This window comes from Fictibacillus nanhaiensis, from assembly GCF_019801215.1.
Classification (GTDB): Bacteria; Bacillota; Bacilli; order Bacillales; family Fictibacillaceae; genus Fictibacillus; species Fictibacillus nanhaiensis_C.
The window spans coordinates 660,053-675,474 of record NZ_JAHVJO010000002.1 but is presented as its reverse complement, the minus strand read 5'-3'; the positions used below and the strand labels follow the sequence as shown (position 1 = coordinate 675,474).

The 15,422-nt window shown below is 42.4% G+C and carries 17 protein-coding genes; 15 read left to right on the top strand and 2 right to left on the bottom strand.

Annotated elements, in window-relative coordinates; translation table 11 throughout:
• The first annotated feature begins 3 nt into the window (after positions 1-3).
• From KUV80_RS11960 to KUV80_RS11935, 6 genes are all read left to right on the top strand, one after another.
• Positions 4-1,296: a UDP-N-acetylglucosamine 1-carboxyvinyltransferase gene (locus KUV80_RS11960; protein ID WP_222462929.1), complete on the top strand. Its 1,293-nt coding sequence runs from the start codon at positions 4-6 to the stop codon at positions 1,294-1,296.
• Between the two features lie 90 nt (positions 1,297-1,386).
• On the top strand, positions 1,387-2,355 hold the full coding sequence (glpX, locus tag KUV80_RS11955) for a class II fructose-bisphosphatase (protein ID WP_222462928.1): 969 nt from the start codon (positions 1,387-1,389) through the stop codon (positions 2,353-2,355).
• A gap of 306 nt (positions 2,356-2,661) precedes the next feature.
• Positions 2,662-3,948: a transcription termination factor Rho gene (gene rho / locus KUV80_RS11950; RefSeq protein WP_222462927.1), complete on the top strand. Its 1,287-nt coding sequence runs from the start codon at positions 2,662-2,664 to the stop codon at positions 3,946-3,948.
• Between the two features lie 107 nt (positions 3,949-4,055).
• Positions 4,056-4,301, top strand: coding sequence for a type B 50S ribosomal protein L31 (locus tag KUV80_RS11945; RefSeq protein ID WP_222462926.1), 246 nt, complete (start codon positions 4,056-4,058; stop codon positions 4,299-4,301).
• Positions 4,302-4,516: 215 nt separating this feature from the next.
• On the top strand, positions 4,517-5,140 hold the full coding sequence (locus KUV80_RS11940) for a thymidine kinase (protein ID WP_222462925.1): 624 nt from the start codon (positions 4,517-4,519) through the stop codon (positions 5,138-5,140).
• Between the two features lie 310 nt (positions 5,141-5,450).
• Complete coding sequence (locus KUV80_RS11935) at positions 5,451-5,918, top strand: hypothetical protein (protein ID WP_222462924.1); 468 nt, start codon at positions 5,451-5,453, stop codon at positions 5,916-5,918.
• A gap of 43 nt (positions 5,919-5,961) precedes the next feature.
• Here KUV80_RS11935 and KUV80_RS11930 read toward each other — a convergent pair whose 3' ends face one another.
• Complete coding sequence (locus tag KUV80_RS11930) at positions 5,962-7,296, bottom strand: CoA-disulfide reductase (RefSeq protein WP_222462923.1); 1,335 nt, start codon at positions 7,294-7,296, stop codon at positions 5,962-5,964.
• 153 nt (positions 7,297-7,449) lie between these two features.
• On the opposite strand from KUV80_RS11930, the gene KUV80_RS11925 reads away from it, so the two are divergent.
• From KUV80_RS11925 to KUV80_RS11915, 3 genes are all read left to right on the top strand, one after another.
• On the top strand, positions 7,450-7,776 hold the full coding sequence (locus KUV80_RS11925; RefSeq protein WP_222462922.1) for a hypothetical protein: 327 nt from the start codon (positions 7,450-7,452) through the stop codon (positions 7,774-7,776).
• A gap of 43 nt (positions 7,777-7,819) precedes the next feature.
• Positions 7,820-8,461 carry an MOSC domain-containing protein gene (locus KUV80_RS11920; protein WP_222462921.1) on the top strand — a complete coding sequence of 214 codons (642 nt, stop codon included), beginning with the start codon at positions 7,820-7,822 and terminating at the stop codon, positions 8,459-8,461.
• A gap of 232 nt (positions 8,462-8,693) precedes the next feature.
• Entirely contained in the window at positions 8,694-9,830 is a 1,137-nt protein-coding gene (locus KUV80_RS11915) for a S8 family peptidase (protein ID WP_222462920.1), read from the top strand.
• Between the two features lie 45 nt (positions 9,831-9,875).
• Here KUV80_RS11915 and KUV80_RS11910 read toward each other — a convergent pair whose 3' ends face one another.
• Positions 9,876-10,163 (bottom strand): hypothetical protein, encoded by a 288-nt coding sequence (locus tag KUV80_RS11910; RefSeq protein ID WP_222462919.1) that lies wholly within the window; start codon positions 10,161-10,163, stop codon positions 9,876-9,878.
• Between the two features lie 184 nt (positions 10,164-10,347).
• Between KUV80_RS11910 and KUV80_RS11905 the strand changes: the two genes are divergently transcribed.
• The 6 genes from KUV80_RS11905 (at position 10,348) to KUV80_RS11880 (ending at position 15,404) form a co-directional block, all read left to right on the top strand.
• Positions 10,348-10,641: a winged helix-turn-helix transcriptional regulator gene (locus KUV80_RS11905; protein ID WP_222463159.1), complete on the top strand. Its 294-nt coding sequence runs from the start codon at positions 10,348-10,350 to the stop codon at positions 10,639-10,641.
• Between the two features lie 108 nt (positions 10,642-10,749).
• Complete coding sequence (gene prfA, locus KUV80_RS11900) at positions 10,750-11,823, top strand: peptide chain release factor 1 (RefSeq protein ID WP_222462918.1); 1,074 nt, start codon at positions 10,750-10,752, stop codon at positions 11,821-11,823.
• Between the two features lies 1 nt (position 11,824).
• Positions 11,825-12,691: a peptide chain release factor N(5)-glutamine methyltransferase gene (gene prmC / locus KUV80_RS11895; RefSeq protein ID WP_222462917.1), complete on the top strand. Its 867-nt coding sequence runs from the start codon at positions 11,825-11,827 to the stop codon at positions 12,689-12,691.
• A gap of 290 nt (positions 12,692-12,981) precedes the next feature.
• Positions 12,982-13,638, top strand: coding sequence for a stage II sporulation protein R (spoIIR, locus tag KUV80_RS11890; RefSeq protein WP_222462916.1), 657 nt, complete (start codon positions 12,982-12,984; stop codon positions 13,636-13,638).
• Between the two features lie 143 nt (positions 13,639-13,781).
• Positions 13,782-14,222 (top strand): GNAT family N-acetyltransferase, encoded by a 441-nt coding sequence (locus KUV80_RS11885; RefSeq protein ID WP_222462915.1) that lies wholly within the window; start codon positions 13,782-13,784, stop codon positions 14,220-14,222.
• A gap of 123 nt (positions 14,223-14,345) precedes the next feature.
• Positions 14,346-15,404, top strand: coding sequence for an L-threonylcarbamoyladenylate synthase (locus KUV80_RS11880; protein ID WP_222462914.1), 1,059 nt, complete (start codon positions 14,346-14,348; stop codon positions 15,402-15,404).
• The last annotated feature ends 18 nt before the right edge of the window (positions 15,405-15,422 follow it).

The following is a 15,422-nucleotide window of genomic DNA, read 5'->3' as shown; positions in this document are numbered from 1 at the left end:
ACCATGGAAAAACTGATGATTGAAGGGGGCTATCCTCTTGAAGGAACGGTCCACATAAGCGGAGCAAAAAATAGTGCGGTGGCTTTAATCCCAGCTACAATACTTGCAGAATCAACCGTTACCATAGAAGGTTTACCTAACATTTCAGACGTTCGTATTTTGCGTGATCTGTTAGAGGAAATCGGGGGAGAAGCTTACCTTGATGATAATCAGTCACTAACGGTTAATCCTGAAAGCATGATTGCGATGCCCCTTCCGAACGGAAAAGTGAAAAAACTTAGAGCGTCTTATTACTTAATGGGTGCGATGCTTGGGCGTTTTAAAAAAGCGGTAATCGGACTGCCTGGCGGTTGTAACCTTGGACCGCGTCCAATCGATCAGCACATTAAAGGTTTTGAAGCTCTCGGTGCTAAAGTAACGAATGAGCAAGGTGCGATTTATTTGCGCGCCGATGAGCTTGTTGGTGCACGAATCTACTTGGATGTTGTTAGTGTAGGGGCGACGATCAATATCATGCTTGCCGCAGTAAGAGCAAAAGGGCAAACGATCATTGAAAATGCAGCAAAGGAACCAGAAATTATTGACGTAGCAACACTTTTAACGAGTATGGGTGCCAAGATCAAAGGTGCAGGTACTGACGTGATCCGTATTGATGGCGTCGATAAAATGCACGGATGCCGTCATTCTATCATTCCAGATCGTATTGAAGCTGGTACGTATATGATTCTTGCGGCTTCAATGGGTCAGCAAGTATTGCTAGATAATGTAATCCCGCTGCACCTTGAATCCCTTATCGCCAAGTTAAGAGAAATGGGTGTTTATATCGAAACAAGAGACGATCAAGTCCTTGTTTATCGCGGTAATGATCCGTTAAAGAGTGTCGATATAAAAACGCTAGTCTATCCAGGATTTCCGACAGACCTGCAGCAGCCTTTTACATCGCTATTAACAAGCTCAGAAGGAACGAGCATTGTAACAGATACGATCTATAGTGCACGATTCAAGCATATAGACGAACTTCGCCGCATGGGAGCGAATGTGAAAGTAGAAGGACGCTCAGCTATTATTAATGGGCCTACCAAGCTTGAAGGAGCAAAAGTAAAAGCTTCAGATCTTCGTGCAGGAGCGGCGCTCGTTGTTGCAGGTCTTATGGCAGAAGGTATAACAGAAATCTCAGGCCTTGAACATATTGATCGCGGTTATGAGTCTTTAGTAGACAAGCTAAAAGGACTTGGAGCAAAAGTATGGCGTGAAAATATGGGTGTTGAAGAGATGGAAGAACTCAGGAATTCCTAATAAAACGAAGAGAAAAATCACCAACATCCGGTGGTTTTTCTTCGAGATAAAAATGTAAGCGTTTCAAGTTAACGGGAGGGGAACCAAGTTATGGAAAGAAGTTTATCGATGGAGCTAGTTCGTGTTACAGAAGCAGCTGCACTCGCATCTGCACGATGGATGGGAAGAGGCAAGAAAGACGAGGCGGACGATGCTGCTACAACCGCGATGAGAAATGTTTTTGACACGGTACCTATGAAAGGAACTGTTGTTATCGGTGAAGGAGAAATGGACGAAGCACCGATGCTTTATATCGGAGAAAAGCTTGGTACAGGCTACGGTCCTCGTGTAGACGTTGCTGTAGATCCTTTAGAAGGTACGAACATTGTTGCTTCTGGTACTTGGAACGCACTTGCTGTCCTTGCTATCGCAGATCATGGCAACCTGCTTCATGCTCCAGACATGTATATGGACAAAATTGCAGTCGGCCGTGAGAGCGTCGGGAAAATCGATATTAACGCACCAGTGATTGATAACTTAAAAGCTGTTGCAGAAGCAAAAAATAAAAACATCGAAGACTTAGTAGCTGTTATTTTGGACCGTCCGCGTCACGAAAAGATCATTCATGACATTCGTGAAGCAGGTGCAAGAATTAAGCTAATCTCTGATGGAGACGTCGCTGCTGCAATTAATACCGCTTTTGATGATACAGGCGTTGATATTTTATTCGGATCAGGTGGTGCACCTGAAGGGGTAATCGCAGCCGTAGCATTGAAGTGTCTTGGCGGGGAGCTTCAAGGGAAGCTTCTTCCTCAAAACGATGAGGAACTAGAGCGCTGCAAACGCATGGGGATCGAGGATGTGAACCGCGTATTGTACATGGATGATCTCGTAAAAGGGGATGACGCGATCTTTGCAGCTACTGGTGTAACAGATGGTGAACTGTTAAAAGGGGTTCGTTTTGATGGTTCAACAGGAACAACTCAATCTGTTGTTATGCGCGCAAAGTCAGGTACGGTTCGCTTTATCGATGGCAGACATAGCTTAAAGAAAAAGCCAGACCTTGTTATAAAACCATAAATCCTTAAGTGAGGCCGGACATCACGTCCGGTCTTTCTTACTTGATGGTTTAGAGAATTCTGCTATCTATTGGAAATGCACGTTTTAGGAAAAGATGTCTTAAGTTTCTTTAGCTTGATTAAAGGCCATTTTTGTGGTTAAAATAAGAAGTATGATTACTTTTATTTAATTCTTCAAACCCACTAACCTTAACTTTCGAGGAACTCCTTCCATTCACTAAAACCTAAAACACATAGACTAAATCCCAAAAATTTTATTTAAACAAAACAAAAATAAATAGTAAATTTAGAAAAGCGTGGTGTCACTATGGGGATTGATTTAGCAACATTAGAAAACAAGAAATTAAAAGAGCTTTATGAGCTTGCCAAACAATATAATATTCAATACTACGGAAAGCTGACGAAACGTGAGCTGATGTTTTCGATCTTAAAAGCACAAGCAGAGCTTGATGGTTTTTCATTCATGGAAGGTGTATTAGAGATTATTCCGAATGAAGGCTTCGGCTTTTTGCGACCGATTAACTATTCGCCTAGCTCACAGGATATCTATATCTCTGCCTCTCAAATTCGCAGGTTCGATCTTAGAAACGGGGATAAAGTTTCAGGTAAAGTTCGCCCTCCAAAAGAAAACGAGCGGTATTATGGACTTTTACAAGTTAACGCAGTTAATGGAGAAGATCCTGAAACAGCAAAAGAACGCGTGCATTTCCCTGCTCTGACGGCTCTTTATCCGGAAAAGAAAATGGTTATGGAAACAACAAGCAACAATATTTCTACGCGAATCATCGACATGATGGCTCCTGTCGGCTTTGGTCAGCGTGGATTGATCGTCGCTCCTCCGAAAGCAGGTAAGACGAGCCTTTTAAAAGAAATCGCACATAGTGTGACGACCAACAACCCGCAAGTGGAGCTGATCGTTCTTTTAATCGATGAACGTCCAGAGGAAGTAACCGATATCGAGCGTTCTGTAAAAGGTGACGTTGTGAGTTCGACGTTCGATGAGGTCCCTGAAAATCATATAAAAGTGGCTGAGCTCGTTCTTGAGCGCGCCATGAGACTTGTTGAGCACAAAAAGGACGTTGTGATTTTGCTTGATAGCATCACGCGTCTTGCTCGTGCCTATAACCTCGTAATTCCGCCGAGCGGACGAACACTTTCAGGTGGTATTGACCCGGCCGCTTTCCATCGTCCGAAACGCTTTTTCGGTGCCGCACGTAACATTGAAGAAGGCGGCAGCTTGACAATTTTAGCTACAGCCCTTGTTGATACAGGTTCTCGTATGGATGACGTGATCTATGAGGAGTTCAAAGGAACAGGAAACATGGAGCTTCACTTAGACCGCAAACTTGCTGAGCGCCGTATTTTCCCGGCAATCGACATTCGCCGCTCTGGAACAAGAAAAGAAGAGATGCTTATCGCCAAAGATCATCTTGAAGCCTTATGGTCGATCCGTAAAACGATGGACGACTCATTTGATTTCGTTGATAAGTTCATGAAACGTATGCGTAAAACGGAAAACAACGAAGAGTTTTTCGAGCTTTTTGAATCAGAGAAAAAGGGTTCTGCAAAACGCGTTAAAACTGTAACGAACTAACCGAAAAAGTATGGTTGCAAATGGGTTTTGTCCCTGTTATACTGTTTTTATGTGTTTATTTAACTCTGTTTCCGCATCGGAATCAGGGCAGAAGGAGTGAAATTGACATGAAACAAGGAATTCATCCGAATTATAAGAAGGTTATCTTTGTTGACGCTCAAAGTGGATTCAGCTTCCTTTCAGGTTCTACTTTGTCTTCAAGTGAGACAATGAAATGGGAAGATGGTAACGAATATCCAGTAGTTAAAGTGGATGTTAGTTCAGATACTCACCCGTTCTACACTGGCCGTCAGAAGTTCTCTGATGTTGGTGGACGTGTTGACCGCTTTAAGAAGAAATACAACCTTAAGTAATTTGTTGCAAGTAAAAGGGCAGGAGTCTTTCTTGCCCTTTTTTCTTTACATAGAAAACGAATTTTTTATAAAAACTCGGTAACTGTACGTCGATGGACCGGGTTTTTTTACGCCTTAAAAGGAGTTCGACACTCCATAAAAGAACGTTATAGATAGAGAAAAGACGAAAAACGTGCATACTAAGGAAACGAATGTTGCGAAAGGGGGAGCAGGCTATGTATGTCATGAAACAGAATGGTTGGATCGAATTGATTTGCGGAAGCATGTTCTCAGGCAAATCAGAAGAATTGATTCGCCGTGTAAGAAGAGCCACATATGCGAAGCAAAAAGTACAGGTGTTTAAACCGCTTATTGATAACCGCTACAGTGAGGAATCTGTCGTTTCCCACAACGGAACTGCCGTTTTGGCTGAGCCTGTCGGGCGTTCAGTTGAAATCTTGAAAAATGTATCACCTGAAACAGAAGTGGTTGCTATCGATGAAGTACAATTTTTTGATGAGGATATCATCCCAGTGGCGCAAGAGCTTGCTGATCAAGGGCTGCGTGTCATCGTAGCTGGCTTGGATCAAGATTTTAAAGGAGAGCCATTCGGCCCTGTTCCTAAAATGCTTGCTCTTGCTGAGCATGTGACCAAACTGCAAGCGATCTGCATGTCATGTGGTTCTCCTGCGAGCCGTACTCAGCGTTTGATTAATGGCAAACCTGCATCCTATGACGACCCCGTAATTTTAGTCGGCGCGTCAGAGTCGTACGAGCCGCGCTGCCGCCATTGCCATGAAGTACCAGGAAAGAAAAGAAACCTCCTATCAGGCGTAGAGGGCTTAGAAGGACGTTCATAAAATAGGGTCCGGGAACGATGATGTTCCCGGGCTTTTTTTATTTATTTTGCTCGTTTGACGTGAAAAATCGGTGTCGAAAATTGCAGAGTATTGTCGACTCGTGGGTATGTGGCAAAAACTTGTGGATTCAGGGCATAAACTCGTGGATTCACCGTAAAAATTTCTGGATTCACAGCCTGTTTTTCAGAGATGAACCATTCAGCACGCCTTAAAGTACCTCAAACGGTCAGTTTCGGCCGCCGAAACTGGTCATTATTTTTCATAAAGCACCATCCGAAAGGAAATCCTAACAATATGGGAGGTGTTTATAGTGAAAAAGGCTTTTTTCACTTCGTTTTTAGTGCTGCTTGTTACGGCATGTTCTCCTATGGAGTCATATAAGGAAGAGGGAGCAAAAACGGAACCCGCTGCCTATGAAGATAAACGGGATATCCGTGATAACCTGTTTGGACACGGGATTATCAACTACCACCTGACCAAAAATGAACCGCGTGTCAATTACAGCTTTGATACAAACATGAATCCGAGTGATTATAGAAGCATGAATACGACACGTTTTGATTTATCGGATGATCAGGATTTGATTCGTCAAGCCGTAATAGATGCTTCGGGAATCAACCCGCAGATGGTAACGATCAATGGGAATTTTGCACACATACACGTGAATGTACCGGATGACCTGTCAAAAAAAGAGCGTTCTGCTTTAAACCGTAAAATCATGAACGCTGTAGAACGAGCGGTACCTCGGTACAAATTTTCCTTAAAACTCGATCATTAGTGGGAAATAAAACGGGAAATGGGGACAGACCCCATTTCCCAATTTATTTCCCGACTCTTCTTGCCGCTTGCTGAACAGGATCCCACGAACCGTTGTATGGTGGTGCATATGATAGATCAAGATCCGTAAGTTCCTCAATGTTCATCTCATGATAAAGTGCTGTAGCGAGAACATCGATCCGTTTATCTACACCTTCCGCTCCGATGATTTGACCGCCTAAGAGCTGCTTTGTTTCTTTATGATACGTTAATTTCACTTCGAGTTCTTTGGCATCTGGATAATAGCCTGCGTGACTTTTGGATGTGATTTTTATATTTTCGTATGGAATCTCCAGTTTTTCTGCTTCTTTGTTCGAGAGTCCTGTTTTACCTAAAGTGAGATCCATAAACTGAATGATGGATGAGCCGACGATTCCTTTAAATGATTTTTCAACACCGGCCATGTTTAAGCCAGCGATCCGGCCTTGCTTGTTTGCAGTTGTACCAAGCGGAATGTGATCATTGCGTTTTTTTATCCGGTGATAATGTGTGGCGCAATCTCCAGCTGCATAAACACTATCCACGTTTGTTTCCATTCGTTCATTAACGATAATAACACCTTGTTCATTAAGAGAAAGATTGGTTTCGTTTAAGAAATCTGTATTTGGCTTAACCCCAACTGCTATAATCACAAGATCAGTCGGATAATCTTTTTTAGCCGTTTTGACAAACTGAACATGATCGTCCCCTTTGAAGCCCAGCACTTCCTCTTCCAAACATAGCTCGATGCCGTGTTTTTCTGCTTCCTCATGAATAAGAGGAGAGAGATCTTCGTCAAAGATACTGCCAATCTGTTTGCCTCGCTGTATGATCCGAACCTTTTTACCCAATCTAATCACGTTTTCAGCCATCTCAAGCCCGATGTATCCACCGCCGATGATTGTAACGTTTTGAACAGCTTCGAGACCTTTCATCAGTTCCTCTGCATCAGGGATGGTTTTTAAAGGGTAGATTCCATTCAAATGTACGCCCGTCCAGCTTTTAGGCATGATGGGTCTGACCCCTGTTGCGATCAAGAGCTTGTCATAAGATACCTCAAAAGCCTCTCCCGTTTTCGTGTGCATGCCAGAAACGGTTTTAGCTGTCGTATCAACGGACTGAACCTCATGAAAGGTGCGTGCATCCATACCGTATTTTTCTCGGAACGTTTCAATACTTCTTGCGATTAGTTTTTCGGTAGATGGGATGAGTCCTCCTACCACGTAAGGCAGTCCGCACTGTCCGTAAGAATAAATCCCGCCTTTTTCGAGCACGGTGATGTCGGCATTTTCTGTATTTCTTACAATCTGCATCGCTGCACTCATTCCAGCAGCGTCTCCCCCAATAATGCAATATTTCATCTAATCAGCTCCTTACCATGCTACTAACAGTATAGTATTCCCATTGTGTACAAAAAAGTAACGTATATAGCTGAGTATTGAGGTTCTTACCCATTGACCAACAAGAAGTGAACAAACAAAACGAACAATGATAGTAGAAAGAGGTGGTGAACCGTGCTAGAAATTAAGTCGAACGGAACAGATTGGAATGCACCTGTTCAGCCGATCCATACACTAATCAAAAAATTGGACCAAAAACCACTAGACCCTGTTTATGAAGGGATGGGGAACTTTATTATAAAATATAAAAGCCAAAAACAGGTTGAAAATCCCCGGTATGTGGGATGTACGCATTTCTTAGGTCACTTTGCTACGATTCCATATGTATTTAATGTGATTACGGATGAAAAAGTGATTATTGAAGAGCTTACAAAAGCCATCAGAATGAATCAGGAAAGAATAGATTACGAACAGTTGCGACGGAATATTTTTTCCTATTAATTTCCTTTTGTACTATGCTATGCTTTTTAATGAGGTGAGTGAGATGAAGGGAAAAGTTGTTTCTTTGAATATTAAGCTCCCAGAGAGTGTATTAGCTTCTGGCAGGTCTTTTTTTACAGGATACAATAAAATTCCGCAAGAAGGACCGATCTTTTTACATAAAACGCATTTTGAAGGTGACGGACAAGGAGATAAAGTTCATCATGGCGGACTTGATCAAGCCGTTTGTGTGTATGGGTTTGAGCATTATGAAAAATGGAACGGAGAATTGCAGCTTCAAACTCCTTTAAAAGTGCCGTCTTTTGGGGAAAACATTACGCCGCTCGGGGTTTTGGAAGACAACGTGTGTATTGGCGACATTTTTCAGATGGGAAAGGCGGTTGTACAGATCACACAGCCCCGGCAGCCGTGCTCAACATTGGCATCCATCTTACAACGGCCAGATATGATAAAAAAGGTTGTAGATACTGGGCGAACAGGCTATTATCTTCGCGTCTTAGAAGAGGGATTCGTTCAAGCGGATGATGAGATGAAGCGGATTGAAAAGCATCCTATGGGAGTTACCGTTACCGAAGCCAATCAAATCAAGTACGGTTTCGAGAAGGATTTGAAAAAGATTAAGCGTCTGATTGAAGTGAAGGAACTCTCAGATAGCATGCGGCAGTCTTTATTAAAAAAGCTCTAAAACTTTTATTATAACACCTTTTCTTTTGGATATTTGTTGGGAAAATCGTTCTTTATTAAGTCCGCTTATTCCATAGTAAAGCACATGGTTTTCCCAATGTTTAGAAATCCCAGTCATGTTACAATTATCCAGTAATAGTCAAACAATTCAGAAATATACATATGGGCCCGGGACCTGATACACCGAGAGCTTACCGTTTGATTGTTATAAATACATGATTGGGGGATAAAGTATGAAAGCTGTTTTTAAAGCATTTACTGCTGTACTCAGTCTATTGTTTGTCCTTTCACTTCTAGTAGGAAATTTGCATTTTAATGCTTCAGCCGCAACAGAAAAAGGACCGAAAAACTTCCTCGTTGGTTTTAAATCAGATATTCAAACAGCTCAAGTAAACGATGTTAAAAAAATGGGCGGACAAGTAAAGCATCAATACAAGTTTATGAATACGATGCTTGTTTCCATGCCAGAACAGGCAGCAGAAGCCCTTAAGAAGAATCCGAACGTTGCTTATGTGGAAGAAGACCAGATGGCTTATGCGATCGGGCAATCAACACCATGGGGCATCCCGCATATTAAAGCAGATCAAGTTCATGCAACAGGAAACACAGGATCAGGTGTTAAAGTTGCGATTTTAGATACAGGGATCGACGCAAGTCACGAAGACTTAAACGTTCTTGGCGGAGCGAGCTTTGTTGCAGGCGAGCCAAATGCGTTAATTGATGGAAACAGTCATGGTACTCATGTAGCAGGTACTGTTGCAGCGCTAAATAATACGAAGGGTGTTATAGGCGTTGCTCATTCGGCAAGTCTATATGCTGTAAAAGTGTTAGACAGCTCTGGAAGCGGAACCTACAGCGGCATCATTCAAGGCATCGAATGGGCGGTTGCTAACAATATGGATGTGATCAACATGAGCTTAGGTGGAAGCTCAGGTTCTACTGCGCTTCAGCAAGCCTGTGACAATGCAAACAACTCTGGAGTTCTAGTAGTAGCGGCTGCTGGAAACTCTGGGACAAAAGGCAAACGAAATACGATCGGTTATCCTGCCAAATATGCGTCTGTTATGGCCGTTGGAGCTGTGGACGCTAGCAACAACCGCGCATCATTCTCAAGTGTAGGAGATGAACTTGAGGTTATGGCGCCGGGTGTAAACGTTTTAAGCTCAGTTCCGGGTAACAGTTATTCAAGTTACAATGGGACGTCTATGGCATCACCACATGTTGCTGGAGCAGCAGCTCTTATCATGGCAGGCAATCCAGGATTGTCTAATGCTCAAGTTCGTCAAAAGCTGATTGATACAGCCATTCCTCTTGGCAGCGCCTTCTATTATGGCAATGGCGTTATCGATGTGTACGCAGCAACAAGATAAGAGAAAAGAACAAAACAAAAAGAGGTTCCTATGGGAGCCTCTTTTTTATCTTTCTTCCGTATACTGAACTTTCACATCTAGGTCTTCACAAAACACTTTAAATTGATAATCGTCAAAGTAAAGCTGTTCTTCTTCTTTATGATCCCAACTGAAAATCGTTGATCCAAACACGTAATCTCTTTTCCGGTATGCCCGTATCGTTGAAGAATGCTGTATGACTTCGATCAGCCCTTTATCCATTCCTTTTTCAAGTTGATGGATGACCCAAGGCAAGTCATCTTGACGCACCTTCCTTTTTTCCCCGTTCCTTACGATTCGAATCGTTTTAGACATCGGCAGGTCTCCAATATATTTTTATAGTCATTTCTAGTCGTAGTCATTATAATAATAGTTAGTATCCCTGCGCAAGAAGGTACATTCATGTAACTTAGGGCATGTTATGAAACATAGGTAACGAAATGATACTAAGGAGTGTTTTTGATTGAGAAAAGATTATTCTCATCCAATTGAAGTAACGATGGATGTGGTGTGCGGAAAATGGAAAGGTGTAATTCTCTGCCATCTGCAGCAAAGTGAAGTTTTAAGATTTGGTGAGATTAAGAAGCTTTTGCCTAATGTCTCTCAAAAAACGTTAACGCTTCAACTAAGAGAATTAGAAGCGGATGGATTGATCGATCGGCGTGTGTACCCAGAAGTTCCTCCAAAGGTAGAATATTCTCTAACAGATTACGGAAGAGAATTAGAAGCTACGCTAAATCTGATGAGTGACTGGGGAAAAAGCCATGTGGAAAAAGTGGAATTAAACAGCTAGAAAATAGATACAATGAGTAGGGTATAATTTATCCTTAAAAAGATTGAGAGTTTCGTCCATAACGACTATAATTAGAATGTTATGCATCAAAAACAGAGGTGAAAAACCATGTTAGAACGTTTAGAAACGATTGAAGCAAGATATGACAAATTGAATGAATTATTAAGTGATCCAGAAGTTATAAATGATAACAACAAATTGCGTGAGTATTCTAAAGAACAATCTTCTCTTCAAGAGACAGTAGCCGTTTACCGTGAGTATAAAGAAGCGAAAGAACAGCTCGATGAAGCCAAATTGATGCTTGAAGACAAGCTCGATGCTGAAATGACGGCAATGGTAAAAGAAGAGATCTCTGGTCTTAACGCTCAGATTGAAGAGTTCATCGCGCAGCTGAAAATCTTATTGCTTCCAAAAGACCCGAACGATGACAAAAACGTTATCGTGGAAGTTCGCGGTGCTGCTGGTGGAGACGAAGCGGCATTGTTCGCGGGTGACTTGTACCGCATGTACAGCCGTTACGCAGAGATGCAAGGGTGGAAGTCTGAAGTAATTGAAGCTTCGTACACAGAGCTTGGCGGCTACAAAGAGATTATCTTTATGATCAATGGTGCTGGTGCCTATTCAAAGCTTAAATACGAAAATGGAGCACACCGGGTTCAACGTGTTCCTGCTACAGAATCGGGCGGCCGTATTCATACATCTACTGCCACAGTAGCGGTCCTTCCAGAAGCGGAAGAAGTGGAAGTGGACGTTCACGAAAAAGACGTACGTGTAGATACGTTTACGTCATCTGGTCCTGGAGGCCAGTCTGTTAACACGACTCAGTCTGCGGTGCGTTTAACTCACATTCCGACGGGTACGGTTGTATCGTGTCAGGATGAAAAATCACAGATCAAAAACAAAGAAAAAGCGATGAAGGTTCTTCGTGCGCGTGTTTATGATAAGATTCAGCGAGAAATACAAAAAGAGTATGATGAAACACGTAAAAGTGCTGTAGGTTCAGGTGACCGTTCTGAGCGAATCCGAACGTATAACTTCCCGCAAAACCGTGTGACGGATCACCGCATCGGTTTAACGATTCAAAAGCTTGACCAGATTCTTCTAGGTAAAATGGATGAGTTTGTTGAAGCGCTGATTACGGAAGATCAAACGAGCAAAATGAAAGCACAGGCGGATTCGTAAAATGAGTACAAAAGTTCATGAAGCCCTCGCCTGGGCTTCTTCTTTTTTAGCTGATCATGATCGCGAAGCCTTTGCCTCTGAGATTCTGATGAGACATGTTTTAGGCGGTGTAAGCCGTTCTGAAATGCTCATACGTCTTCATGACTATATGAGTGATGATGAATATGGCTACCTTAAGAAGGTGGTCGCGCGTCATGTTGATGGGGAACCTGTTCAATACATTACAGGCAGTGAAGAGTTTTATGGCCGAACGTTTTCCGTCAATCAAGAAGTCCTGATCCCTAGACCGGAAACCGAAGAATTGGTAGAGCACATGCTGAAGCTCATTTCTTTGCATTTCAATGTAGGTGAAGAGGTCACGGTTGCAGACATCGGAACAGGAAGCGGTGCCATTTCTATTACAATGGCGCTGGAAGATGAGCGTTTGCAAGTGTATACGGTCGATATTGCCCAAGAATCGATTGAAGTAGCTAAAGGTAATGCGGCTCGACTTGGTGCAAAGGTTACTTTCCTGCATGGCGATTTGCTGCATCCCTTTATGGAACAAAACATGAAACTAGATGTTGTCGTCTCAAATCCGCCTTATATTTCTGACCACGAAATCGCTGTCCTGGATACGATTGTAAAGGACCGCGAACCAATTAGAGCATTAAGCGGCGGGGAAGATGGCTATAACTTTTACAGAAGGTTTATGGAGGAGCTTCCGCTTGTCTTAAATGAAAAAGCGCTGATAGGCTTTGAAGTAGGAGCTGGACAAGGAATGACTGTCGCTGGAATGCTAAGAAAAACGTTTCCAGACGCAGACGTATACGTAAAAGAAGACATTAGCGGCAAAGATCGCATGGTGTTCGCGGTCGTAGGGAAATAATTTGGGAAATGGGGACAGACCCGGGTCTGTCCCCTCTATCTTAAAAGCAAAAAAATATATCCACGTTATTTAGTTTTTTTTCACGTTAACGGCCTATAATTCCACGTTATTTTGAATAATTCCACGTTATATTTATTTTATCCGATTTTCGACAAATTTCGCTAACCGACTCTCCAGATTTAGCACGTTCTAGTTGTCGAATTACCCAGAAAAGATTTTACTAGTTTGCTAGTATGTTTTCCTCGCTTGCTGACCAAACTGTGGTTAGAGACGACGGGGAGGAAAAAACGATGAAAAAACGCAATCATTTTTTTATTCTTATTCTTATATCTTTAGCGGTGATGTTCTTATTCTTTGAAACACAAACAAAAGTGGCAAACGCAACCATGAATGCTTCAGTTAAAATACCAGAAGAATCAATCAGACTTCGCATTTTAGCGGACAGCAATTCAGAGGCTGATCAAAAGCTGAAACGTGAGATCAGAGATAAAGTAAATGCTCAGATCACAACATGGGTAGATGAGTTTACGACATTGACTGAAGCGCGTGAAATCATCCGTGGCGAGCTGCCTGCTATTGAAAGAATCGTAGAAAATGAACTGAAAGAAGCGGGAATTGAAAAGACTTTCTCGGTCGAGCTTAGTAAAGTGGCATTTCCTACTAAAATGTACGGCGAATTCATCTATCCTGCGGGTCAATATGAAGCGTTGCTGATCACACTAGGTGAAGGAGAAGGGAAGAACTGGTGGTGTGTTCTTTTTCCTCCATTATGTTTCTTGGACTTTGAAAATGGTGATGCAGTAAAAGAAAATAAAGATGGTAAAACGGATGGGGCCGAAACAGCGTCTGTAGAAAAGACGGGCGAGTCTAAAGAGATCCAGACGAAGTTCTTTGTTGTAGAATTGTTTGATAGCCTTGTTAGTGCGATGGGTTCATTATTCTCTTAAATCTTGCATAAGTTCCTCCCTATTTTCATAGATTATAGAAAATGAAGAAGGTAAGCCTCATAAGGTGTACCTTCTTTTTTGCCACTATGGGACATACAGCTCATAAAAGAAGCTGTTATTATAAAAAGCAGGGAGAGTTAAAGATGACGATTATTTTAAGGCAGGCTATGAAACATGAAGCGAAAGATCTGCTTCAGCTCGTTGGAAAAGCCGGACTTCAATCAGAAGGGATTACAGACAGCATTGAAAATTATTTAGTCGTTGTGAATGATGAAGGTGAGACCATTGGAACTGTTGGTCTTGAACGAATCGGCAAAGATGGTTTGCTGCGATCTTTTGTATTAAAGCAGAAGTACTCTTCAGAAACACTTCTGCTTAAACTGATCGATAAAATTTTGGTATACTCAAAAGATAAAGGAGTAGAAACTCTTTATTTATTAACAAAAGCTGTGCATATGTTTGAAGCCTTATCATTTAAAGTGATTCCAAAGGATAAAGTGCCTCCTCATATCGAAAGTGCCGATCATGTAAAAAATAATGCATCATCAGGAGCAGAACTTTTAGCTTATGCCCTCGATTCATAAGTAGTTTGTCAACAACTTGTCCACAATTACCGACAAATTGTGCATAACTCTGTGGATATAAAAGTTTTGTGGATTGACCATTGAACAGTATGGTGTACCTGAGTTATAGAAAGGGTTTAAATCATGAAATCATTCCAAACGGAACGCTGGATTGTGGATAAAAGCGAACAATCCTTAATAGACCATCCACAAGTTATACAGGCTTCCCTGTGGATAAAACAAGATGAAGTGGTCGCTTTGCCAACTGAAACCGTTTATGGATTAGCGGGAAACGCCGGAAGCGATTATGCGATAGCACGCATTTTTGAGGCAAAAGGAAGACCGAGCGATAACCCGTTAATTGTCCATATATCCGATCGAAAGCAATTAGAAGGTCTTGTTTCATCCATACCTAAAAGCGCGGAAGATCTTATGAACAAATTCTGGCCTGGGCCACTTACTATCGTTTTACCAAAAGGAACTAAGGTAAGCGAAAAAGTCACTGCTGGGTTATCCACAGTTGCTGTAAGAATGCCGAATCACCCGGTTGCTTTAGCGGTGATTGAAGCATCAGGTGTACCATTAGCCGCCCCAAGTGCAAATCTGTCTGGGAAACCTAGCCCGACTACGGCAAACCATGTGTATGAAGATTTAAAAGGCAGAATACCTGGTATCGTGGATGGAGGCTCTACAGGAGTTGGTGTTGAATCAACGGTTGTAGAGTGTACGGATAACGGTGAGATTACAATTTTACGACCAGGCGGGGTGACCTTTGAGGAGCTTGAAAATGTTGTGGGCCTAGGGAAGGTGATGGTCGACCCGGGGATTGACGACGAAAAGCTTGCACCACGATCACCAGGTGTGAAATATACACATTATGCTCCAAACGCGCCCTTTGTTTTAGTGGATGGAAGTCCTGAGTTTCTTCAACAGCTTGTGGATAAAGAGAGAGCAGCCGGCAGAAGAGTTGGGATACTCACAACAGAAGAGCGAATAGGGTTGTATCGAGCAGATTCTGTCATCCCTTCAGGTGTACGTTCCAATCCTGAAACGGTCGCTCAGCACTTATATGAAGCATTGCGCTCATTTAACGAAGCGAATGTGGACCAAATTTTTGGCGAAGTTTTTCCAAAAACGGGAGTCGGCGCGGCGATTATGAACCGGCTAGAGAAATCTGCAGGTGGCAACGTAATAAAAGAATAAAAAGGAAAAGGAACAAGC

Coding starts and splice junctions, on each gene's coding strand:
- KUV80_RS11940 (WP_222462925.1), top strand. CDS start 4,517: ATGTATGTCATGAAACAGAATGGTTGGATCGAATTGATTTGCGGAAGC.
- KUV80_RS11930 (WP_222462923.1), bottom strand. CDS start 7,296: ATGAAATATTGCATTATTGGGGGAGACGCTGCTGGAATGAGTGCAGCG.
- KUV80_RS11920 (WP_222462921.1), top strand. CDS start 7,820: ATGAAGGGAAAAGTTGTTTCTTTGAATATTAAGCTCCCAGAGAGTGTA.
- KUV80_RS11905 (WP_222463159.1), top strand. CDS start 10,348: ATGGATGTGGTGTGCGGAAAATGGAAAGGTGTAATTCTCTGCCATCTG.
- glpX (WP_222462928.1), top strand. CDS start 1,387: ATGGAAAGAAGTTTATCGATGGAGCTAGTTCGTGTTACAGAAGCAGCT.
- KUV80_RS11885 (WP_222462915.1), top strand. CDS start 13,782: ATGACGATTATTTTAAGGCAGGCTATGAAACATGAAGCGAAAGATCTG.
- KUV80_RS11960 (WP_222462929.1), top strand. CDS start 4: ATGGAAAAACTGATGATTGAAGGGGGCTATCCTCTTGAAGGAACGGTC.
- KUV80_RS11945 (WP_222462926.1), top strand. CDS start 4,056: ATGAAACAAGGAATTCATCCGAATTATAAGAAGGTTATCTTTGTTGAC.
- KUV80_RS11880 (WP_222462914.1), top strand. CDS start 14,346: ATGAAATCATTCCAAACGGAACGCTGGATTGTGGATAAAAGCGAACAA.
- KUV80_RS11915 (WP_222462920.1), top strand. CDS start 8,694: ATGAAAGCTGTTTTTAAAGCATTTACTGCTGTACTCAGTCTATTGTTT.
- prfA (WP_222462918.1), top strand. CDS start 10,750: ATGTTAGAACGTTTAGAAACGATTGAAGCAAGATATGACAAATTGAAT.
- prmC (WP_222462917.1), top strand. CDS start 11,825: ATGAGTACAAAAGTTCATGAAGCCCTCGCCTGGGCTTCTTCTTTTTTA.
- KUV80_RS11910 (WP_222462919.1), bottom strand. CDS start 10,163: ATGTCTAAAACGATTCGAATCGTAAGGAACGGGGAAAAAAGGAAGGTG.
- spoIIR (WP_222462916.1), top strand. CDS start 12,982: ATGAAAAAACGCAATCATTTTTTTATTCTTATTCTTATATCTTTAGCG.
- rho (WP_222462927.1), top strand. CDS start 2,662: ATGGGGATTGATTTAGCAACATTAGAAAACAAGAAATTAAAAGAGCTT.